We start from the raw sequence: 18,395 nt of genomic DNA, 5'->3' as shown, positions 1-18,395 counted from the left end.
CGAGCTTACCGCTGGGAGGCTTTGCTTGATCCTGCTCAGCCGTGGCGCGCTTGCCTTGGCGCGCCATGCCGGCGGGTTCAGAACAAACCGAGTTGGCCACCGACCAACGTGCTGAAGTTGTCGTGGACGAACGGCAGAATGGCGTCCGCCACCGGCTGCAACTGGCGCGTGACGTAGTGATCGTAGTCGATGGCCGCACGCCGGATTTCCAGCGGCTCCGGCCCGGCCAGCGTGATCACGTAGCTGATCCAGCCGCCGTTCTGGTACTGCCGCGGCCGCCCCTGGAGGTCGTTGTAATCGTCGGCGAGGCGCGCGGCACGGACATGCGGCGGCACGTTGCGCTGGTAGTCATGCAATTGCCGGCGCAGGCGCTTGCGGTAGATCAGCAGTTCATCCAGCTCACCGGTCAGGGTGCGTCGCACATAATCGCGCACATAATCCTGGTACGGCTGGCGGTTGAAGATGCGCTGGTAGAGTTCCTGCTGGAACTGCTGGGCCAGCGGCGACCAGTCGGTGCGTACCGTTTCCAGGCCCTTGTAGACCATCTCCTCGCGCCCGTCGCGACGCCTGACCAGACCGGCGTAGCGCTTCTTGCTGCCCTCCTCCGCGCCGCGAATGGTGGGCATCAGGAAGCGCTTGAAGTGCGTCTCGAATTGCAGTTCCAGCGCACTGACCAGATCGAACTCGCGCTGCAAGTGTTCGCGCCACCACTGGTTGACGTGCTGCACCAGCGCCTGGCCGATGCGCGCCGCGTCCTCTTCGCTGTGCTCGCGGCCGAGCCAGACGAAGGTGGAGTCGGTGTCGCCGTAAATCACCACATGCCCCTGCGCTTCGATCAGCTCACGCGTGCGGCGCATGATTTCGTGGCCGCGCAGGGTGATCGACGACGCCAGACGGGTGTCGAAGAAGCGGCAGCCACTGGAGCCGAGCACGCCGTAGAAGGCATTCATGATGATCTTCAACGCCTGTGACAGCGGCTGGTTGTGCTCGCGCTTGGCCGCCTCACGTCCCTGCCAGACCCGTTCGACGATAGCCGGCAGGCAATGCCGCGTGCGCGAAAAGCGCGCCCCGCGAAACCCCGCCACCGACTGGCTGTCGTCGGGATGGCGCAGGCCCTCCACCAGGCCCACCGGGTCGATCAGAAAGGTGCGGATGATCGACGGGTACAGGCTCTTGTAGTCGAGCACCAACACCGACTCGTACAGCCCCGGCCGCGAGTCCATGACGAAACCGCCAGGGCTGGCCTCCGGCATCTTCTCGCCGAGGTTCGGCGCGACGAAGCCCTGGCGGTGCATCAGCGGCATATACAGGTGGCCAAAAGCCGCGACCGAACCGCCGCTGCGGTCGGCAGGCAGGCCGGTGACGGCCGCGCGTTCGAGGAGAAAGGTGAGCAACTCGGTCTTGGCGAAGATCCGCGTCACCAATTCGCAGTCCTTGAGGTTGTAGCGCGCCAGTGCGGGCTTGTCCTCGGCGAACATGCGGTTGATTTCATCCATGCGCTGGTACGGCGTGTCGATCGATTTGCCTTCGCCGAGCAACGTCTGCGCGACGTATTCCAGGCTGAACGAGGGAAAGCTCCAGGTCGCCGAGCGCAGCGCTTCGATACCGTCGATGATCAGCCGCCCGCTGGCGGAGGCGAAGAAGTGTTTACCGCTGCCGTGCTCGCGCCAGTCCATCTCGTCGCCACCGCGACCGAGCCGCAGCGGCACCTTGAGGCGCTGGGCATGCGCGTGCAGCACGCGCAGGTCGAACTGCACCAGATTCCAGCCGATGATGGCGTCGGGATCATGCTGCGCCAGCCACTGGTTCAGCCGTTCCAGCAGGTGCGCATGGCTGGCGCAGTAGTCGAGCTTGAAGTCGACCTCGGCATCATGGCCGTTGGCCGGCCCGAGCATATACACCTGGCGCTCGCCGCAACCTTCCAGGGCGATGGAGTACAGCTCGCCATGCTCGGTGGTTTCGATGTCGAGAGACACCAGCCGCAGTCGCGGGCGGTAGTCCGGCGCGGGTTTCAGGTACGCATCGAGCACGCTGCCGTTGGCATCGGGCGTGCCGCCGAACAGCACCGGCGCGGTAATGAAGCGCTCCATCAGGTAGCGCTCCGGCGGGCGAACATCCGCCTCGAACACATCCACTCCGGCCTTGCGCAGCTGCTTGTCGAGGTTGATCAACTGGCGATGCTGCTGGCAATACAGGCCCAGCACCGGTCGATGGCGAAAGTCGCGCAGACCCAGCGCGCGCAACTCGACAGCGTGCTCAGCCCGCAGCAGCGCCTCGGCCTGCTCGCGCTGCTCGGCCGGAATAAACGCCACCGACGACTGATAAGGCAGACGCACGCGCTGCGGCCCGGCATCAGTCGCCAGCCAGAACTCGACTTCCGTGCCCGCGGCCGTATCGCGCCACTGCCGGGTCAGGACAAAGCCCTGCCGTAACTCCACCGCTGCAACCTCGAACGTTTGTTTCACGGCGCGATTCTACCGACCTCTGCGCACATCCGCTTCGCCTTGGCCGAGAGGCCAGTGCTTTGCGCAGCGCCTTAGCCGGCGCGCGCTCGCGGCACGTCCGCATCAGGGTATAGCGAAAGGCTTACACGGAGAGCCTGCGATTCGCTCTATTAGCTGACCCCCGTTGCGCCTAATCTAAGCCCATCACTGATGCGCAGGACGCGCCCAGAATCAAGGAAGATCGACCATCGCCAGGACGGCAACTGACAGGAAGTCGGAATGGTCTGAAAAAACCCGCCTCGGCGGGTTTTTTGTTGTCTATGTACCCGTTAACTGTGTGTACGCAGACTCTGTAGGGTGGGTTAGTGACGCTGAGGTGGGCTAGCAAAACAACTGCGCAATGAGTGCGCCACGTAACCCACCAAGCGCTAATTGGCCTCCCCTCTCTGGCGGGTTACGGCGCAACTGACTATGCAGCAGTCTATAATCCATGGTCATGCGCCTAACCCACCCTACGAATTACCGCGCCCCAGGCATCGCCTATCACCCCTTTAGCGCCCCTAGCCTCAAGCCAGCAGTTCAATAATCCACTGCGTCTGTCGGGCGACCTTCTGCACCTTCTCCTCGGACACCGCCTGCCGCGCCTGAGCGAAGTCGGCCAGGGTCTGCTGCTTCAGCCGCAACATGCGCTGCCACTTGGCCAGGAACGCCGGGCTGCGCACCTGCATCTGCAGCGGGCCAAAGTACAGCTCCTCGGCGGTGTACATCACCGGCCCAGAGCGTTCGGCAACGATGATTTCGTATGCAAAGCGGTTTTCCCGGAGCACTTCCTCGCAAAGGATGCGGTAGCCGTTTTCCATCAGCCATTGGCGCAGCGGCTGCTCACCGCCGTTGGGCTGCATAATCAGACGCTCCTGACCACTCAGGCGGGCCTTACCGCTGTCGAGGATGTCGCGAATCCTCTCGCCGCCCATCCCGCAGAGGCTGATTGCCGTGATTGCGTCTCCCGGTTCGATTGCCGCCAAACCATCGGCCAGGCGCACGCTGATCCGCTGGCTCAGGCCACTCTCGCGGACGCTACGTTCAGCCGCGTGAAACGGGGTCAAGGCCACCTCGCCAGCCACCGCAGTCACGATGGCACCACGGCTCATCAACGCCACCGGCAGATAGCCGTGATCCGAGCCAATATCGGCTAGCCGCGCACCTGCTGGCACATGCGCCGCCACACGTTCTAGGCGCATAGACAATGTCTGTTCGTTCAACCCCAGTCCCTTTTCACCATCAGCGTCCGGCGCCTTTGGCCGAATCGGAGCGCGATTTTGTCGAGCAACGCCGTGCATGGCAAATCCCTACGACCAGCGCTGTGGGTCCACCCGAACCTACCGCTCGGGGATCACCCTCTACGAACCTCAGTGACGGGCTGTTTTCGACCCAAAGCTGCCGGTAGGTGTCAGCGCCAAGGCCTTCTCGGCCAAGGCATGTACCGACGACAGTGGCAATGCAGGTTGCCGGCGTTGGCCCATACCTCGGCTGCCGTCCTGGCATTTTCCTCTCGCAAGTCTGCCAGCAGCAGTTGCTTGCCCACACCCACCCGTCGTGCGATTGCCTGGCCGGACAACGTCACTTGTAGTGGCATTCATAACGTTTCCCTAATACCTACAGGTCGACGGCGGCGTGCTGCGGGTGATGGTTTTGCCCCGGCTGCCGTGTCGCCACGACGCCCTGCGGAAGAGCAATGTAGACCCGAGCGATAGACCAGACTAAATGGCACAATCGCAATTGGCTCATAACGAGAACGCATAAATGACCACTGAAAGCTACGACCAACTGGCGATCTTCGCGGCCGTGGCGCAGGAACGCAGTTTCACCCGCGCCGCCGCCAAGCTCGGCATGTCGCAGCCGGCCTTGAGTCGGGCCATGCGTCAGTTGGAAGAGCGCCTGGGTGTCAGGCTACTCGCGCGCACCACCCGCAGCGTTGCCCCCACGGAGGCGGGTGAACATCTACTGCGGGTGGTCGCGCCCAGGTTCGAAGAAATCAACATCGAGCTGGGATTACTCAGCGAGTTTCGTGACAAGCCAGCAGGCAAACTGCGCATCACCGCCGGCGAGCATTCGGCGATCACCCTCCTGCAACCCGTGCTGGCGAAACTGTTGCCTGGCCACCCTGATCTCAGCATCGAGGTCATCGTGGATTACGGTTTGACCGACATCGTGGCGGAGGGCTACGACGCCGGCGTACGGCTCGGTGAGCAAGTGGCCAAGGACATGATCGCGGTGCGCATCGGCCCCGACATGCGCATGGCGGTAGTCGGCTCCCCGGCGTATTTCGCCCGGCACCCGAAGCCAATAATTCCGCGTGATCTGATGCAGCACAATTGCATCAATATCCGCATGCCCACCTATGGCGGCATCTTCCCTTGGGAGTTCGAGAAGAACGGAGAAGAACTGAAAGTACGGGTCGAGGGCCAACTGGTGTTCAACAACATTGCCATGCGCCTGGAGGCTGCCCTCCAGGGGCTGGGTTTGGCCTACATGGCCGAAGACCTGATACAGACGCATGTCGCCGAAGGCCGGCTGATTCGCGTGCTGGTGGATTGGTGCGAGCCGTTCTCGGGATACCACCTCTATTACCCAAGCAGGCGGCAGAGTTCACCGGCTTTTACCTTGCTGCGCGACGCCCTGCGTTATCCGGGCTGAACTGAAAGCATCATTGCCCTGGGGCTTCGACCCCACTGTAGGCGAGCACTGCTGGCGGTAGCCGTTCCCCCAGGATGCTGATGTCCGCCAGGGCCGTATTGAGTTCCGCAAGCTCCTGATTGCCGAAGGTCACTTGTGCCGCTGCGCTGTTTTCCAGCATATGCGCCATCTGCGTCGTACCTGGGATCGGCACAATCCAGTTGTTTTGCGCCAGCAGCCAGGCCAAAGCGAGCTGGGCGGGCGTCACGCTCTTGCGCTCGGCCCAGGCTTTCACCAGGCGCACAAGCTTCAGGTTATTGGGCAAATTCTCCGGCGCAAACCGGGCTTCGATCTTGCGGATATCGCCCTCGGCAAAGCGCGTTTTTTCGTCGATGGCCCCGCTGAGAAAACCGACCCCGAGCGGGCTCCAGGGGACGAAGCCGATACCCAACTCCTGACATAGAGGGATCACCTCCTGCTCGGGGCCACGCCACAGCAGCGAATACTCGTTCTGCACGGCGCTAACGGGCAGTTCGGCATGCGCTCGGCGCAAGGTGTTCAGGCCCATCTCGGACAAGCCCCAATGCAGCACCTTGCCTTCGGCCATCAAGTCTTTGACCGCACCCGCCACGTCCTCAATCGGTATCTGCGGGTCGACGCGATGCTGGTAAAGAAGATCGATGCGATCCGTACGCAGGCGCTTGAGCATGCCCTCAACGACTAACTTGATGTGCTCCGGGCGACTATTCAGCCCCGGGCGACGCTCACCGGTTTGCTGATCGATGTTCCAGCCGAACTTGGTAGCGATCACCACCTCATTGCGGAACGGGGCCACGCCTTCGCCGAGAATCCGCTCCACCTCATGGGGGCCATACGCCTCGGCAGCGTCGTAGAAGGTGACGCCGTGGTCGAAGGCGCTGCGAATGATGTTGTGCATCTCCGCCCGGTTAGGGATCGTCGTCTGGTAGGTGCGGCTCATGTTCTGCACGCCCAGGCCCACACTCGACACCTCCAAGGAGCCGAGCTTGCGTCGACCGACAAGGGCAGTGGTTTTCGTCGGCTTTGCAGGGCCAGCAGCATCACTGGCGTTCGCCGTCATTCCCGGGATCAGTGGGGCTACGGCTAGCGCCGCGGCGCCGATCAGCAGGTTGCGCCGGCTGCTATCAGTTGGATTACTGTCCACGTTGCTCTCCTTGACGTGTCGAGGTGCTTTTGGGGACTGGCATCATCGCCAGCGCTTGCGCCAATGCCTCACTGGCGCGTTTGGCGGCCTGTTCATCGCCGTGCTTTTCCAGCACCTGGATCAGCTGGCGCAGCTGTGATTCGGTCAGACCAACCCTGATGCTGGCAGCCATGTGCGAACGTAGTTGCGCCTCCACGCCGGGGGTGGCGGCCAGTGCTCCGACGGTGGCCAGTTCGCGGCTTTGCCAATCCAGGTTGTCACGCTCGAAGATGGCACCGAACAGATGCCCTTGCAGGTACTGGTTGATCACCGGGGCGAAATCGAACAGCGGGCCCTGGACGGGCGCTCCGGCAATCTCGGTCTGGTTGGCTTTACCCACTGCCAGCAATGCATCGCCGCTGGGTATGGCGCGGCTAGGTTCGCGACCGGCTGCATCCTGGATGCCACGCTGTTGGCGTGCTTCCGCTACCTTCATCAGCTCGCCCAGTGCGTTAAGGCTGCGGGGAAAGCCGCTGTAGGCGTAAAGCTGCACGAGAATTTCCTTCGCCTCGCTGATGCTCAGGCCCGCGTCCAACCCTTGGTTCAAGGCTGCGTTGAGCCTGGGCATGTCGCTTGTGGCCATGGCGGCGGCAATTAACGGGATCGCCTGCTGCCTGGCGGACAGCGTCGCGGAGGCTGCGGGCATCGCCTGCAATGCCAAGGGGCTCTGGCCTGCGCTGTATTGCTCGTCGCTTACGTGCTCCAGCCACTCGACACTCTTGCCATCCATTGCGCCACTAACCGCCAGGTGGATCATTGCGGTTGTCGCTGCGGCACCGTGCCAGTGTTTGACGCCCGGTGGGCAGGTGACCACGTCTCCCGGGTGAATGTGCTGTATGGGTTTGCCCCATTCCTGGGTCAGGCCAATACCGGAAACCACAACCAGCCGCTGCCCGGCCGGATGGCTGTGCCAGGCCGAGCGGGCGCCAGGCTCGAAGGTGACATAGGCCGCGGATGCATTGATCTCACTGCTGGCGGGAAACAAGGGATCGACGCGTACGCGCCCGGTGAAATATTCCGCTGATCCCGTCACCGATGCCTGAGTGCCGGCGCGACTGATCTGCTGGATGGCCACAGGCTCACTGGCCTGACTGGCGGCGTTGGCGAAGGGCATCGCAGCGCATAGCGCGACCCCGAGCAAAACATTATTCACGATGGCTGATCCTTGCTCAGAGAGTCCTGGCGTAGAACGCCGTCAACTTGTCCATGGCCGCGTCCACATACTTCGGCACCCAGTAGGTTTCGATATGGGTAGCCCCCTCGATCTTGAACAGCTCTTTGTCCTGGGTGCCGGTAGCCTTGGCGAAGGCATCCTCAGTCATATACAGGCTGTCGGCCTCAGTGCCCGCGATCATCAGCAAGGGCTGCTGGAGCAGTTCGATCTGGTTGGTGGCATCGAAGCGCATCAGGTCCAGCAGGCTGCTGGTGGTGTATTTGAAGGTCGAGTTGGGGTGCGCGTGGGTCTTCCAGTAGTACTCGTAGCCCTGCCGATACAGCGCGAACGGCAACTTGGCGATCTGCTCATCGGTCAGATTGGCATCCCCTGAATAGACCACCTCGCCGCCGGCTGCTTGCTGGGCGCGGGCATTGGATGCCTGCTGCAAACGCTCGGCGATGGTGCCCAGTTGCGAATCCACATAGCCATTACGGCGAACCCGGCCTGAGTTGAACATGCTCAGGGTCGCGACCGACTGAAAGCGCTTGTCGGTCTGCGCGGCGGCCAATGAGTAGCCGCCGCCACCGCAGAGGCCGAGCAGGCCCAAACGCTGCTGGTCGACGCCGGCATATTGGGTGAGGAAGTCCGCCATGCCGTGGATGTCCTCGATGCGGTACGCGGGTTTGTCGACATTGCGCGGCTGGCCAGCACTGGCACCTTGATAAGCCGCATCGGCGGCAACGGTGATATAGCCTTGCTCCGCCAAACGCTGGGCATACAGACCCGCGACCTGCTCCTTCACCCCGCCATTAGGGTGCGCCACGACTACTGCGGGGTATTTCTTCGCAGGGTCATAATTCGCCGGGGTGTAGACGTTGGCTGAAATATCCAGGCCATTGAGCGAGTAGCTGACTGGATGGATGTTGACCTTGCCCGGCTCGTTCTTCGCAATTGCACCGTCGTAGGCCAAGGTGAAGGGGTTCTGCTGGTAATCGGCGGCGCCAACCTCGGCAGCCGAGAGCCCAATAATGGCGGCCATAAGCGTGGCCTTTAGCGTTTTACGTTGCGTACGAACAGAAATGGTGTGCTGGGTCATGGGGTGCTCTCGACTGGAAAACGTTGAGGAGCAACTTACGCCATGACTATTAATGGATAAATGGCATTAATTTGATAGCAATCATGCCTTATTCGCATAAATGCACAGGGGTTGTCGCAACCTACTTCAACCAGCAGCGGCACTACTCGGCCGATTCAGAGTGGTCCAGGCCGGCCGTTGCTGGACGGATAACCGGCCAACAACGGTCACCGTTTTGCGCCATCAGGTCACAGCGTCTCGCTGTAGAACGTCTTGAGCCGCTCTACCGCCTGACTGACACAATCTGGCTTGTCATACAGATCGTAATGAGTGGCGCCAGGGGCGACGAAGATGCTCTTGTTCTTCGAGGCGGCCTTGTTGAACAGCTCGAAACCGTCACGGTAGGAGCCAAAGGCTCCGGCCTGGGCTCCGCCGACAATGATCTGCAGCGGCTGGGTCAGCAGTTTCTCGGTCAGGTGGAAGGCGTCCCAGGTGAAGGCGGTGCCAGTACTGACGACATTCAGCTTGTTGGGCGAACCGGGCTACTGGCCGCGCACAGTGGTGGTGTAGTCCACCACTTCGACCACATCGACATCCGTGATGCCATAGCTTTCTAGCTGCGCTTGGCTCTGTGGGATGTAGCTGGTGATAGCGGGCCTGCGCCCCACGTGCCTCGGCTGTGCGCTGCGCGCTCACCACATACCGGCCGAATGGACTTGCTAGCAGTGGCTGCTCGGCGCGCGGCTAAGCGCGGGGGCCTGGAGTGCCGCGAGCGTTCTTCTTCTGCAGGATCATCGACGCTTCGTTGTAGGCATTCTGGAAGGCGTCGCCGCCGATCCAATCCACTGCCGTGTCTTCGTCTTCATTGTGGAAGATCCCGCGATAGGTGATCAGCAGGCCCATCATGAAGTCGGTGGCCGCGTCTTCCGCTTCCTCAGCGACCACCAGCTCCAACACCGGGTATTGCAGGAACACCAGGCACATCGCTAGCAGGCTGATGCTCTCGCCGACTTTCATCGCCTGGAACAAGTCGTCGAAGTGCGCCGGGTCGAAACCGTTCTCTTCGATGTCTTTGAAATCGAAGGTGCTCAGATCGATTTCGACATCGTCGAACGGCTCGTTGATCAGCGGATTGGCCAGTAGCGGATGCACGACGTTGGCTTTGGGCTTGCCCATACGGTTCTGCTTGGCCTTGGCTTTGGCCCGCTGGGCGCGTTTTTGCTGTTTATCAGGGGAGGCCATGGAGGCGCGTTCCTCGTTCGATGCAGCCATATTCATGGCCCAGGCTAATCGGGCGCATATTGTATGCAGTCTTGGCTGGGGTCGTCGGCCAAAAGGGATTTTTTCCTGCCCTATTCGCTCAACGTAAGCCCCAGTTTACTGTCAGGTCAGGCCGGACGTCTGACCTTGGCTAGACGTGATAAGAAACACCGTACTTGTCTTCACTTGCTAGCCAGTTTCCCTCTCAGAGCCTCAATATTTCGCTTGGGCGGTACGCCAAACAGGCGACTGTACTCACGACTGAACTGCGAGGGGCTTTCGTAGCCAACCTTGAACGCCGCGCTGGATACGTCCAGATGCTCGTTGAGCATCAGGCGTTTTGCCTCGTTCAGGCGCAACCACTTCTGGTACTGCAACGGGCTCATCGCGGTGAGTTGGCGGAAGTGATGGTGAAAGGTCGGCGTGCTCATCTGCACACGGCTGGCTAGATCATCGACGCGCAGTGGTGTGGCGTAGTTGAGCTTCAGCCAGTCGATGGCCTTGGCGATCCGATAGCCCTGACCATCGACAGAGGTGATCTGCCGCAGCCGAGCCGCCTGGTCGCTCATCAGCAATCGGTAGTGAATCTCGCGCTGGATCAGCGGCGCGAGCACCGCGATGGCGTCGGGCTCATCCAGCAACTCCAGCAGCCGCCCGAACGACGACAACAACGGCGTGGTCGCGGCACCGATGCCCACGCTCGTTGCCACCGATCGATCACGGCTCGGCGGCAGGCCGCCCTGGGAGATCAGCTCGGCCAGCATGCGCAGATCGAGTTTCAAGGTCAGCCCCACGCAGGGCTGCTGCGGGCTCGCCACCAGCACCTCGGAGTTGGCGGGCAGATCCAGCGAGGTGACCAGAAAACGCGAGGGGTCATAGGGATAGCCTTCGCCACCGACCCACAGGCGCTTCTCGCCCTGGGCCACCAGAATGATGCTCGGCTCGACCATGCACACCACCGGCGGCGACGGCTGTTCGCGGCGGAACAAGCCGAGGCCGGCGATGGGCGTGGCGTAGTCCCCCGGTTGGCTGATGCGCGCGCCGATGGTCTGCGCCAGCGCCTGCTGTAGCGCTGTGTTCTGAGCGGGGTTGTGGTGCTTGATCGTCATGTCGGCCTACCTCGTGGCCGAACTCTACCCCGCCCGCTCGGGCCTTCCCACTAAAAGCCCGCAACCTCATCGGATCAGGCAAGTAATCCAGAGCTATGCGCTACAGGCCACGCGGCCAGCTCCGCAGAATGAACCGCGAACCGATCCAGCAGCGGATCAAGTGCGGGCCGACCCAGTTTCTCCGCACAACGGATCAAGCAACCCACATAAGCACCGGAGTGCACTCAATGAACAACGCGTATTCCCCCATCAAGGTGATCCAGAGCGCGATCTTCGCCGCGATTGCCGCCATCGCCAGCGTGTCGCCTGTATTGGCCCAAGAGCCGAAAAAGTCGACAGGAGAAAAAGCCATGCCCCTCAATCAGCAGTGGGACAAGACGTTCCCCAAAAGCAACAAGGTCGAGCAGCACAAGGTGACCTTCAAGAATCGTTACGGCATCACCCTGGCGGCCGATCTGTACCTGCCCAAAGAGCGCGGCAGCCAGCCACTGCCGGCTCTGGCCGTCAGTGGCCCGTTCGGCGCTGTGAAGGAGCAGTCGTCCGGCCTGTACGCCCAGACCATGGCCGAGCGCGGCTACGTCACGCTGGCGTTCGACCCGTCCTACACCGGTGAAAGCAGCGGCGAGCCACGCGACCTGGCCTCGCCAGACATCAATACCGAGGATTTCAGCGCCGCCGTCGACTTCCTGGGGCTGCAAGCGTCCGTGGATCGCAAGCGCATCGGCATCATCGGCATCTGCGGTTTCGGCGGCATGGGCTTGAGCGCTGCGGCGGTCGACACGCGCATCAAGGCCGTGGTCACTACCGCCATGTACGACATGTCGCGCGTCATGGCCAAGGGCCTGAACGACAGCCTGACTCCGGAACAGCGGGCGCAGACCCTGGAGCAGTTGAGCCAGCAGCGCTGGGTCGATGCCGAGAACGGCGTGCAGGCGCCAGGATCGCGCATCCTGCCCGAGAAACTCAGCGGCAACGACGGGCCGATCATCGAGGAGTTCTTCGACTACTACCGCACCCCGCGCGGCTATCACAAGAACGCGCCGAACTCGAACGGCGCCTGGACGGCCACCATGCCCCTGCCGTTCATGAACCTGCCGCTGCTGACCCACATTGCCGAAATTTCGCCGCGCCCGGTTCTGCTTATCGCTGGTGAGAACGCACACTCGCGCTACTTCAGCGAAGATGCCTTCAAGGCTGCCGCCCAGCCGAAGGAGCTGCTGATCGTCAAGGATGCCAACCATGTGGACCTCTACGACCGCATGGACAAAATTCCCTTCGACAAGATCACCGATTTCTTCGGCAAGAACCTGAAGTAGAGGCAGTACGGCCTGGCCGAGCGTGGTTGATCAGCGGCCGTTCTAGCCTGCCTCGCGGCGCGCGCCAGATTGCGGGCAGCGCTTATGGTTTCGATCAGTTGAGCAACAGATGGCACGTCGTCTCGTCGCCCAGCGGACGTTGCTTTAGCAACTCTAGGCGGGGCCAGCGTTTTCACACAGCCTGAGTCAGAAGCGGAAACCATTGTCGTCCGCTCCACACTTCGCCATTAAGCCAAAGCCAGCTCGCTGCTCTTGATGTTGGCGATAGGCCCCAAGATCGCAGCATCAAACTCATCCAGGGATTCTCGGTTGGCGAGTCGCTTCGGCAGATCGGGATTCGCCAGAGCAGCCTTACCTATTGCAATGATGTCGGCGCCGTCATCCAGTGCGGCTGAAGCGTGCTCTGAGGTATGCAGACCGCCATTGGCGATCAACGCCACCTGTGGGGCGTAGCGACGCGCCAGCGCCACAAGGCTGGCGTGACTAGCGGGAAATGCCGGTTGCCAGGCTTCGAATTCCGTGACGTGAATGAAACCAACACCTGCATCGCTGAGTGAGCCGAAAATCACCTCCGCAGCGTGCTCCCCCTCAGCCCACTTGTGTTCATAGTCGTTGACCTTGCTCTGCGAGATTCGCACGCCGACAGGCACTGCTCCCGCTGCTGCCCTTACCGCTTTGACGACTTCCAGCATCAGGCCCATACGCTGCTGCACAGTGCCGCCCCAGCGGTCGCTACGCCGGTTTGTATAGTCAGTAAGGAACTGATCGAGCAGGTATCCATTCGCGCCGTGGATCTCGATGCCGTCGAAGCCTGCGGAATTGATTGCCAGGCTTGCGGCCCGGGCAAAGCCATGAATGGCATCGGCAATATCTTCCTCCGTCATCACGCGGGGAACTGGGTACTGACCTTCGCCATAGTAGAACGTCATCTGTTCGCCTTTAGGGCGCAGTGCCGAGGGGGCGGCTGGGACCTCGACGAAGCGATTGCCTTGGCTGAGGGCTCCGGCGTGCATGATTTGGGCGAATGCCATGCCCTGATGTTTATGAATGCCATCTGTCACAGCTCGCCACGCCTGAGCCTGCTCGTTATCGGTGATACCAGGTTGGAACGGGTAGCCCTGTGAATGCTTCTGATCGGTATAGATGCCCTCGGTGATGAGCAAGCCGAAGCCTCCCTGGGCGAAGCGCTCGTAATAGCGGGCCATTTCCGGGGTGGCATGCCCCGTCTCGGTGGCACTCACGCGCGTCATGGGGGCGACCGCCAGGCGGTTGGTTAACGAGCAGCCCGCAATATCGCATGGAGTTAGAATTCTTGGGGTGACCATCTTCAATGTCCTCTCTATCCTGTTTGCCGAGCTAGGCGATATACAGAGGTTAGGTGACGAAGCTGGCAATTAGAATCGGGCGAAATGGATAAGGCGCCGTAACGAAAAGAGATATAAAAATGCAAATTTCAGACGTCGAGGTGTTTGCTGCCATTGCCGAGAGCGGCAGCCTGTCGGGGGCTGCACGACGCCTCGGTTTGTCCCCCATGACAGTGTCGCGGCGGCTGGCTTCCCTTGAGCATGAACTAGAGGTACGGCTGGTGCATCGCACCACGCGGTCGGTTTCGCTGACGCCTGAGGGGGAGGTTTTCCTACCGTTTTCCAAGACGCTTCTCGGAGCAAGCGAGGCGGCCAGAGTCACCTTGAAGGCGAATGCAGGAACGGCCAGCGGTGTATTGAAGATAACGGCACCGACCGTGTTCGGCCAGACCGCCATCATGCCGCTGATTCCGGCAATGCTGGCCGAGCATCCCGCTCTGCAAGTCGACCTGCATCTCTCGGATAGCATCGTGGATATCGTCAGCCTGGGTATCGACGTGGCGATCCGTATCGCGACCCTGCGCGACTCCGCCTTGGTCGCCCGCTCGTTGGCACCCAACCCCCGCGTGCTGTGCGCGAGCCCCGACTATTTGGCGCAGCATGGCGTGCCCAGCACTCTCGACGACCTGCGCCGCCACCACTGCCTCGCATTGCACGGCATGCCGCACTGGCCGTTCGTGCGTGGCGCCGAGACGGTGGGCTTCAAAGTAGAAAGCGTGTTCTCGGCCAACAGTGTCGAAGCGGTGCGCACCGCGAGTAAACAGGGGCTGGGGTTGGCGATGCTCACCTACTGGGATGTGCGCGACGATGTAGCGGAGAACAGGCTGCGCCTGGTGGCGCTTGAAGATGCAATCCCGGAGCAACTCTTTATCACCGCCGTGCTGCCAACTCGCCAACAGGTACCGCATCGCGTTCGGGTTTTTCTCGACCGCCTGGAGGCATCCCTCAACGAGGATAAATGACCGCTTCTGAGCAGTTTCTGCCTGAAGGCAGAGACCGCTTTGGGTCGTATGCCCCCCATTACCCAAATGAACTCCATCCGCTCGCCCGGTGTCTGTCTGCTGTCGGCCCACCGGGTGGATTGCATGGCCATTCGCCACTCTAAGCGATTGCGCTGCCCCTTCCCCGCCTGATCGCGCTCCTGCCTACAACAGTTCGCCTGGCCGGCTTTTATCGCACCCGCTTACAGGGTTTCGCTCAATCGCCATGTGAAGATTGCCCCATGTCCCTATCCCGTCATTCCCTCTCCTGTTTTTCGCCGCTCCAGTCCCTCACCCCAGGTGCTTGCCTGCTAGGCAGCCTGCTGGCGGTCGGTGCCCCGGCGCATGCCGAGGAGACCGCCAGCTCTGTGCGCTGGGTAAGCGACAGCCTGAATACCTATGTGCGCAGCGGTCCGACTGACGGCTACCGCATCGTCGGTACGCTGCCCTCCGGAGAGAAGGTCGAACTGTTGCGCGCCCAAGGGGATTACAGCCAGGTGCGCGGCGAGAACGGTAATACCGTGTGGATTCCCAGTCGCGATCTTCAGGAGACACCCGGTCAGGCCGAGCGCTTGCCGCAGCTGGAGCAGCAGGTGGCCGAGCTCAGCGCCGAGCTGGAAGGCATCAACGACACCTGGAAGACCCGCGTGCAAGGCATGCAGGAGACGCTGGATTCGCGCAAGGCACTGATCGACGAGTTGCAGGTAGCGCGCACGGCGCTGGACAGCGAGCTGAGCCAGGCCAGCGCCGAGTTACGCGAATTGCAGGCGCAGTTGGGCGAAGAGAACCAGCAGGTGCTGATGCGCTACATGGTTTACGGCGGCGCCATCGCCGGTGCCGGGTTGCTCGCCGGGCTGATCTTGCCGACCCTGCTGCGGGTGCGGCGCAAGCGTAACGATCAGTGGATCTGATGACCGAGTAAGCCTTACTTGAAAGGCTTGGTGTTGAGCACCACGCCTCGCCGATGGCAATTCAGCTCAGCGCAACAGCCGCGGCCTGTTCGACCAACTGCGCGCTGGGGCGCACGCCGGTGTATAGCTCGAACTGTTCGAGCGCTTGCAGGACGATCACCTCGGCGCCGCTGATCACCGGTTTGCCGCGCTCGCGGGCCAGGCGGATCAGCGGTGTTTCCAGCGGAATCGCCACCACGTCGAACACCCAATGCGCCGCCTCGACGGCGGCAGCGCTGAAGGCCAGGCTGTCGGCTTCCGGGCCGCCGTGCATGCCGATCGGGGTGACGTTGATCAGCAGCTCCGCGCGCAGTTCACCCAGCTCTGCCTGCCAGTCAAAACCGCAAGCCTGTGCCAGCGCCCTGCCCGTTTGCGGGTTGCGCGCGATGATGCAGCCGTGGCGAAAACCGCTGTCGCGCAAGGCGAAGGCCACCGCCTTGGCCATGCCGCCGCTGCCACGCAGGGCGAAGCGCGCATGACGCGCGATGCCATGGCTGTGCAGCAGGCTGACCACGGCGCGGTAGTCGGTGTTGTAACCAGTCAAGCGGCCGTCATCGGCAACGATGGTGTTGACCGATTCGATCACCGCCGCCGAGGGGTGCAGCGCGTCCAGGTAAGGGATGCAGGCTTCCTTGAACGGCATCGACACGGCGCAGCCGCGAATACCCAGCGCGCGGATACCGCCGATGGCGGCCGGCAAATCGGTGGTGCTGAAGGCCTTGTAGACGAAGTCCAGGCCGAGCGCTTCATACAGGTAATTGTGAAAACGCGTGCCGAAGTTGCCGGGGCGCGCGGACAACGACATGCACAGCTGGGTGTGTTTGTTCAGGGTGCGCGACATGGGGATTTCCGCCTTCGCCCGGCCGGCGACGAGCCTCGGCCCACCGCCCGCCACAGGCGTCTCAGAAGATGTAATCGGTAGTCAGGAAGCTCGACTCGCGGTTGCGGATGATCTCGCTGATCAGCGCCTTGTTGTCAGCCTGAAACTTGGTCGCCACCAGGGTGCGGATGGAGAACGTGCGTAGCGCGTCATGCACCGACAAGGTGCCTTCGGCGGAGTTCTTGCGGCCGTTGAACGGGAAGTTGTCCGGGCCACGCTGGCACTGCGCATTGATGTTGATGCGGCCGACCTGATTGGCAAAAGCATCGACCAGGCGGCCGATCTGCGCGGAGTCGTTGCCGAACAGGCTGAGCTGCTGGCCGAAATCCGAGTGCAGCACGTAGTCGATCACCTCCTCCACCTCGCGGTACGGCACCACCGGAATCAGCGGGCCGAACTGCTCTTCATGGTACAGGCGCATCTGCGGCGTCACCGGGCTGAGCAGCGCCGGGTAGAAGAAGCTTTCGCGGTGCGCGCCACCACCCGGATTGATCACCCGTGCGCCCTTCTCCACGGCATCGGCAAGCAGGCCATTGAGGAAGTCGACCTTGCCCGGTTCGGGCAACGGTGTCAGGGCCACGCCGGCGTCCCAAGGCATGCCCGGTTTGAGCTGGGCCAGTTTGGCGCAGAACTTGTCGAGAAACGGCTGCAGCACATCCTCATGCACGAAGAGGATCTTCAGCGCGGTGCAACGCTGGCCGTTGAACGACAGCGCGCCGGTGATGGCCTCGCTGACCGCGTTGTCCAGATCGACCTGCGGCAGCACGATGCCGGGGTTCTTCGCGTCCAGGCCCAGCGCCGCGCGCAGGCGGTGCGGCCGCGGGTGGAGTTTCTTCAGGTCGCTGGCGCCCTTGTTGGTGCCGATGAAGGCGAACACATCGACCTTGCCGCTGGCCATCAGCGCGCTGACCGTGTCGCGGCCACGCCCGTAGATGATGTTGATCACCCCCGCCGGGAAGCTGTCGCGGAAGGCTTCGAGCAGCGGACGGATCAACAGCACACCGAATTTGGCCGGTTTGAACACCACGGTGTTGCCCATGATCAGCGCCGGGATCAACGTGGTGAAGGTCTCGTTCAGCGGGTAGTTGAACGGCCCCATGCACAGCGCCACGCCTAGCGGCACGCGGCGGATCTGGCCGAGGGTGCCCTGCTCCAGCTCGAAACGGCTGGAGCGCCGATCCAGCTCTTTCAGCGCCTCGATGGTGTCGACGATGTAGTCGCAGGTGCGGTCGAATTCTTTCTCCGAATCCTTGAGGTTCTTGCCGATCTCCCACATCAGCAGCTTGACCACTGCCGTGCGCTGCTCACGCATGCGCACCAGGAATGCCTCGACATGCTGGATACGTTCGGCCACACGCAGGGTCGGCCACGCCCCCTGACCGTGATCGTAGGCCGCCACCGCCGCGTCCAGCGCGGCCAGGGCGGCATCGGCGTCGAGCAGCGGCGTGCTGCCCAACAGCACTTGCTGGTCGCCCTGCTCGGTAGCGAGGAACACCGGGCTGCGCACGCTGGCCAGCGGCCCGTCCCAGCGAACCAGCTGGCCGTTGACCAGGTAATCGCGCTGCTCAATCGGCGCACCCGGACGGTAGGGCTCGGGAATCTCGGCAAGCGTGGGGAACAAGGCATCGAGGTTGTGCTGCGTGGTCATGGTTTATCCCTCGTTTAACAGTCACTGGGGCGAATAGGGTGATCGGGCCGGGTAAAGCTAGTGTTCTGTCTCTGAATAAAAGTTCTTCACGGGCGTGAAACGAGGCCGTGCTTGGCAGACAACCTCGTAGGCTGGGTTAGCGGCGCAAGTCCGCGAGGTACAGGCGACACACTTGCCGAACGCCGCGTAACCCAGCACGGCGTCGGTACTCGCGCCGTCAATGCTGGGTTACGCCGCGCCAGAACCGGCAGCTTGAGCGGAGCATCGCGCACGCGTCTAACCCAGCCTACGGAACTGATGGTTATTTCTGAAACA

15 protein-coding genes are annotated in these 18,395 nt (G+C 62.2%); 5 read left to right on the top strand and 10 right to left on the bottom strand.

The window, feature by feature from the left end; genetic code table 11:
- Positions 1-77: 77 nt before the first annotated feature.
- Entirely contained in the window at positions 78-2,438 is a 2,361-nt protein-coding gene (locus B3M58_RS00355; protein ID WP_296216682.1) for a DNA polymerase II, read from the bottom strand.
- A gap of 572 nt (positions 2,439-3,010) precedes the next feature.
- The gene (locus B3M58_RS00350) at positions 3,011-3,706 is read right to left on the bottom strand and encodes a tRNA (adenine(22)-N(1))-methyltransferase (RefSeq protein ID WP_296216524.1); all 696 of its coding nucleotides are present in this window, start codon (positions 3,704-3,706) and stop codon (positions 3,011-3,013) included.
- A 541-nt stretch (positions 3,707-4,247) separates the two neighbouring features.
- Between B3M58_RS00350 and B3M58_RS00345 the strand changes: the two genes are divergently transcribed.
- Positions 4,248-5,141, top strand: coding sequence for a LysR family transcriptional regulator (locus tag B3M58_RS00345; RefSeq protein ID WP_296216522.1), 894 nt, complete (start codon positions 4,248-4,250; stop codon positions 5,139-5,141).
- A 10-nt stretch (positions 5,142-5,151) separates the two neighbouring features.
- On the opposite strand, the gene B3M58_RS00340 is transcribed toward B3M58_RS00345, so the two are convergent.
- From B3M58_RS00340 to B3M58_RS00330, 3 genes are read right to left on the bottom strand one after another with little or no spacing between them, the layout of a single operon-like run.
- On the bottom strand, positions 5,152-6,303 hold the full coding sequence (locus B3M58_RS00340; RefSeq protein WP_414704032.1) for an aldo/keto reductase: 1,152 nt from the start codon (positions 6,301-6,303) through the stop codon (positions 5,152-5,154).
- The gene (locus tag B3M58_RS00335; protein WP_296216520.1) at positions 6,293-7,495 is read right to left on the bottom strand and encodes a (R)-mandelonitrile lyase; all 1,203 of its coding nucleotides are present in this window, start codon (positions 7,493-7,495) and stop codon (positions 6,293-6,295) included. Before B3M58_RS00335 ends, B3M58_RS00340 begins: the two co-directional genes overlap by 11 nt.
- A 16-nt stretch (positions 7,496-7,511) precedes the next feature.
- The gene (locus tag B3M58_RS00330) at positions 7,512-8,594 is read right to left on the bottom strand and encodes an alpha/beta hydrolase (RefSeq protein WP_296216519.1); all 1,083 of its coding nucleotides are present in this window, start codon (positions 8,592-8,594) and stop codon (positions 7,512-7,514) included.
- 83 nt (positions 8,595-8,677) lie between these two features.
- On the opposite strand from B3M58_RS00330, the gene B3M58_RS00325 reads away from it, so the two are divergent.
- A complete protein-coding gene (locus B3M58_RS00325; protein WP_296216517.1) occupies positions 8,678-9,190 on the top strand; it encodes a hypothetical protein in 513 nt (170 codons plus the stop codon).
- Between the two features lie 127 nt (positions 9,191-9,317).
- Here B3M58_RS00325 and B3M58_RS00320 read toward each other — a convergent pair whose 3' ends face one another.
- Both B3M58_RS00320 and B3M58_RS00315 read right to left on the bottom strand, forming a co-directional pair.
- Positions 9,318-9,815, bottom strand: coding sequence for a hypothetical protein (locus tag B3M58_RS00320; protein ID WP_296216515.1), 498 nt, complete (start codon positions 9,813-9,815; stop codon positions 9,318-9,320).
- 200 nt (positions 9,816-10,015) lie between these two features.
- Positions 10,016-10,942, bottom strand: a complete 927-nt coding sequence (locus B3M58_RS00315) for an AraC family transcriptional regulator (protein ID WP_296216514.1) — start codon at positions 10,940-10,942, stop codon at positions 10,016-10,018.
- A gap of 350 nt (positions 10,943-11,292) precedes the next feature.
- Here B3M58_RS00315 and B3M58_RS00310 point away from each other — a divergent pair, with 350 nt between their 5' ends.
- On the top strand, positions 11,293-12,258 hold the full coding sequence (locus B3M58_RS00310) for an alpha/beta hydrolase (RefSeq protein ID WP_296216680.1): 966 nt from the start codon (positions 11,293-11,295) through the stop codon (positions 12,256-12,258).
- A gap of 227 nt (positions 12,259-12,485) precedes the next feature.
- Here B3M58_RS00310 and B3M58_RS00305 read toward each other — a convergent pair whose 3' ends face one another.
- Entirely contained in the window at positions 12,486-13,583 is a 1,098-nt protein-coding gene (locus tag B3M58_RS00305; RefSeq protein ID WP_296216679.1) for an NADH:flavin oxidoreductase, read from the bottom strand.
- Positions 13,584-13,702: 119 nt separating this feature from the next.
- On the opposite strand from B3M58_RS00305, the gene B3M58_RS00300 reads away from it, so the two are divergent.
- Positions 13,703-14,584, top strand: a complete 882-nt coding sequence (locus tag B3M58_RS00300) for a LysR family transcriptional regulator (protein ID WP_296216513.1) — start codon at positions 13,703-13,705, stop codon at positions 14,582-14,584.
- 260 nt (positions 14,585-14,844) lie between these two features.
- Positions 14,845-15,513, top strand: a complete 669-nt coding sequence (locus tag B3M58_RS00295; protein ID WP_296216512.1) for a TIGR04211 family SH3 domain-containing protein — start codon at positions 14,845-14,847, stop codon at positions 15,511-15,513.
- Positions 15,514-15,574: 61 nt separating this feature from the next.
- On the opposite strand, the gene B3M58_RS00290 is transcribed toward B3M58_RS00295, so the two are convergent.
- Both B3M58_RS00290 and B3M58_RS00285 read right to left on the bottom strand, forming a co-directional pair.
- On the bottom strand, positions 15,575-16,393 hold the full coding sequence (locus tag B3M58_RS00290) for a shikimate 5-dehydrogenase (RefSeq protein ID WP_296216511.1): 819 nt from the start codon (positions 16,391-16,393) through the stop codon (positions 15,575-15,577).
- A 61-nt stretch (positions 16,394-16,454) separates the two neighbouring features.
- The gene (locus B3M58_RS00285) at positions 16,455-18,080 is read right to left on the bottom strand and encodes an NADP-dependent glyceraldehyde-3-phosphate dehydrogenase (RefSeq protein ID WP_296216510.1); all 1,626 of its coding nucleotides are present in this window, start codon (positions 18,078-18,080) and stop codon (positions 16,455-16,457) included.
- Positions 18,081-18,395 lie beyond the last annotated feature (315 nt).

Origin of the sequence: Pseudomonas sp. UBA2684, assembly GCA_002354655.1 — a bacterium.
Classification (GTDB): Bacteria; Pseudomonadota; Gammaproteobacteria; order Pseudomonadales; family Pseudomonadaceae; genus Aquipseudomonas.
The sequence above is the reverse complement of the archived record's forward strand: the minus strand, read 5'-3'. Positions and strand labels throughout refer to the sequence as shown.

Excerpts from the sequence above, each read along its gene's own strand:
- B3M58_RS00310 (WP_296216680.1), top strand. The coding sequence starts at position 11,293 with ATGCCCCTCAATCAGCAGTGGGACAAGACGTTCCCCAAAAGCAACAAG.
- B3M58_RS00305 (WP_296216679.1), bottom strand. The coding sequence starts at position 13,583 with ATGGTCACCCCAAGAATTCTAACTCCATGCGATATTGCGGGCTGCTCG.
- B3M58_RS00345 (WP_296216522.1), top strand. The coding sequence starts at position 4,248 with ATGACCACTGAAAGCTACGACCAACTGGCGATCTTCGCGGCCGTGGCG.
- B3M58_RS00330 (WP_296216519.1), bottom strand. The coding sequence starts at position 8,594 with ATGACCCAGCACACCATTTCTGTTCGTACGCAACGTAAAACGCTAAAG.
- B3M58_RS00290 (WP_296216511.1), bottom strand. The coding sequence starts at position 16,393 with ATGTCGCGCACCCTGAACAAACACACCCAGCTGTGCATGTCGTTGTCC.
- B3M58_RS00315 (WP_296216514.1), bottom strand. The coding sequence starts at position 10,942 with ATGACGATCAAGCACCACAACCCCGCTCAGAACACAGCGCTACAGCAG.
- B3M58_RS00295 (WP_296216512.1), top strand. The coding sequence starts at position 14,845 with ATGTCCCTATCCCGTCATTCCCTCTCCTGTTTTTCGCCGCTCCAGTCC.
- B3M58_RS00325 (WP_296216517.1), top strand. The coding sequence starts at position 8,678 with ATGCCTTATTCGCATAAATGCACAGGGGTTGTCGCAACCTACTTCAAC.
- B3M58_RS00300 (WP_296216513.1), top strand. The coding sequence starts at position 13,703 with ATGCAAATTTCAGACGTCGAGGTGTTTGCTGCCATTGCCGAGAGCGGC.
- B3M58_RS00285 (WP_296216510.1), bottom strand. The coding sequence starts at position 18,080 with ATGACCACGCAGCACAACCTCGATGCCTTGTTCCCCACGCTTGCCGAG.
- B3M58_RS00320 (WP_296216515.1), bottom strand. The coding sequence starts at position 9,815 with ATGGCCTCCCCTGATAAACAGCAAAAACGCGCCCAGCGGGCCAAAGCC.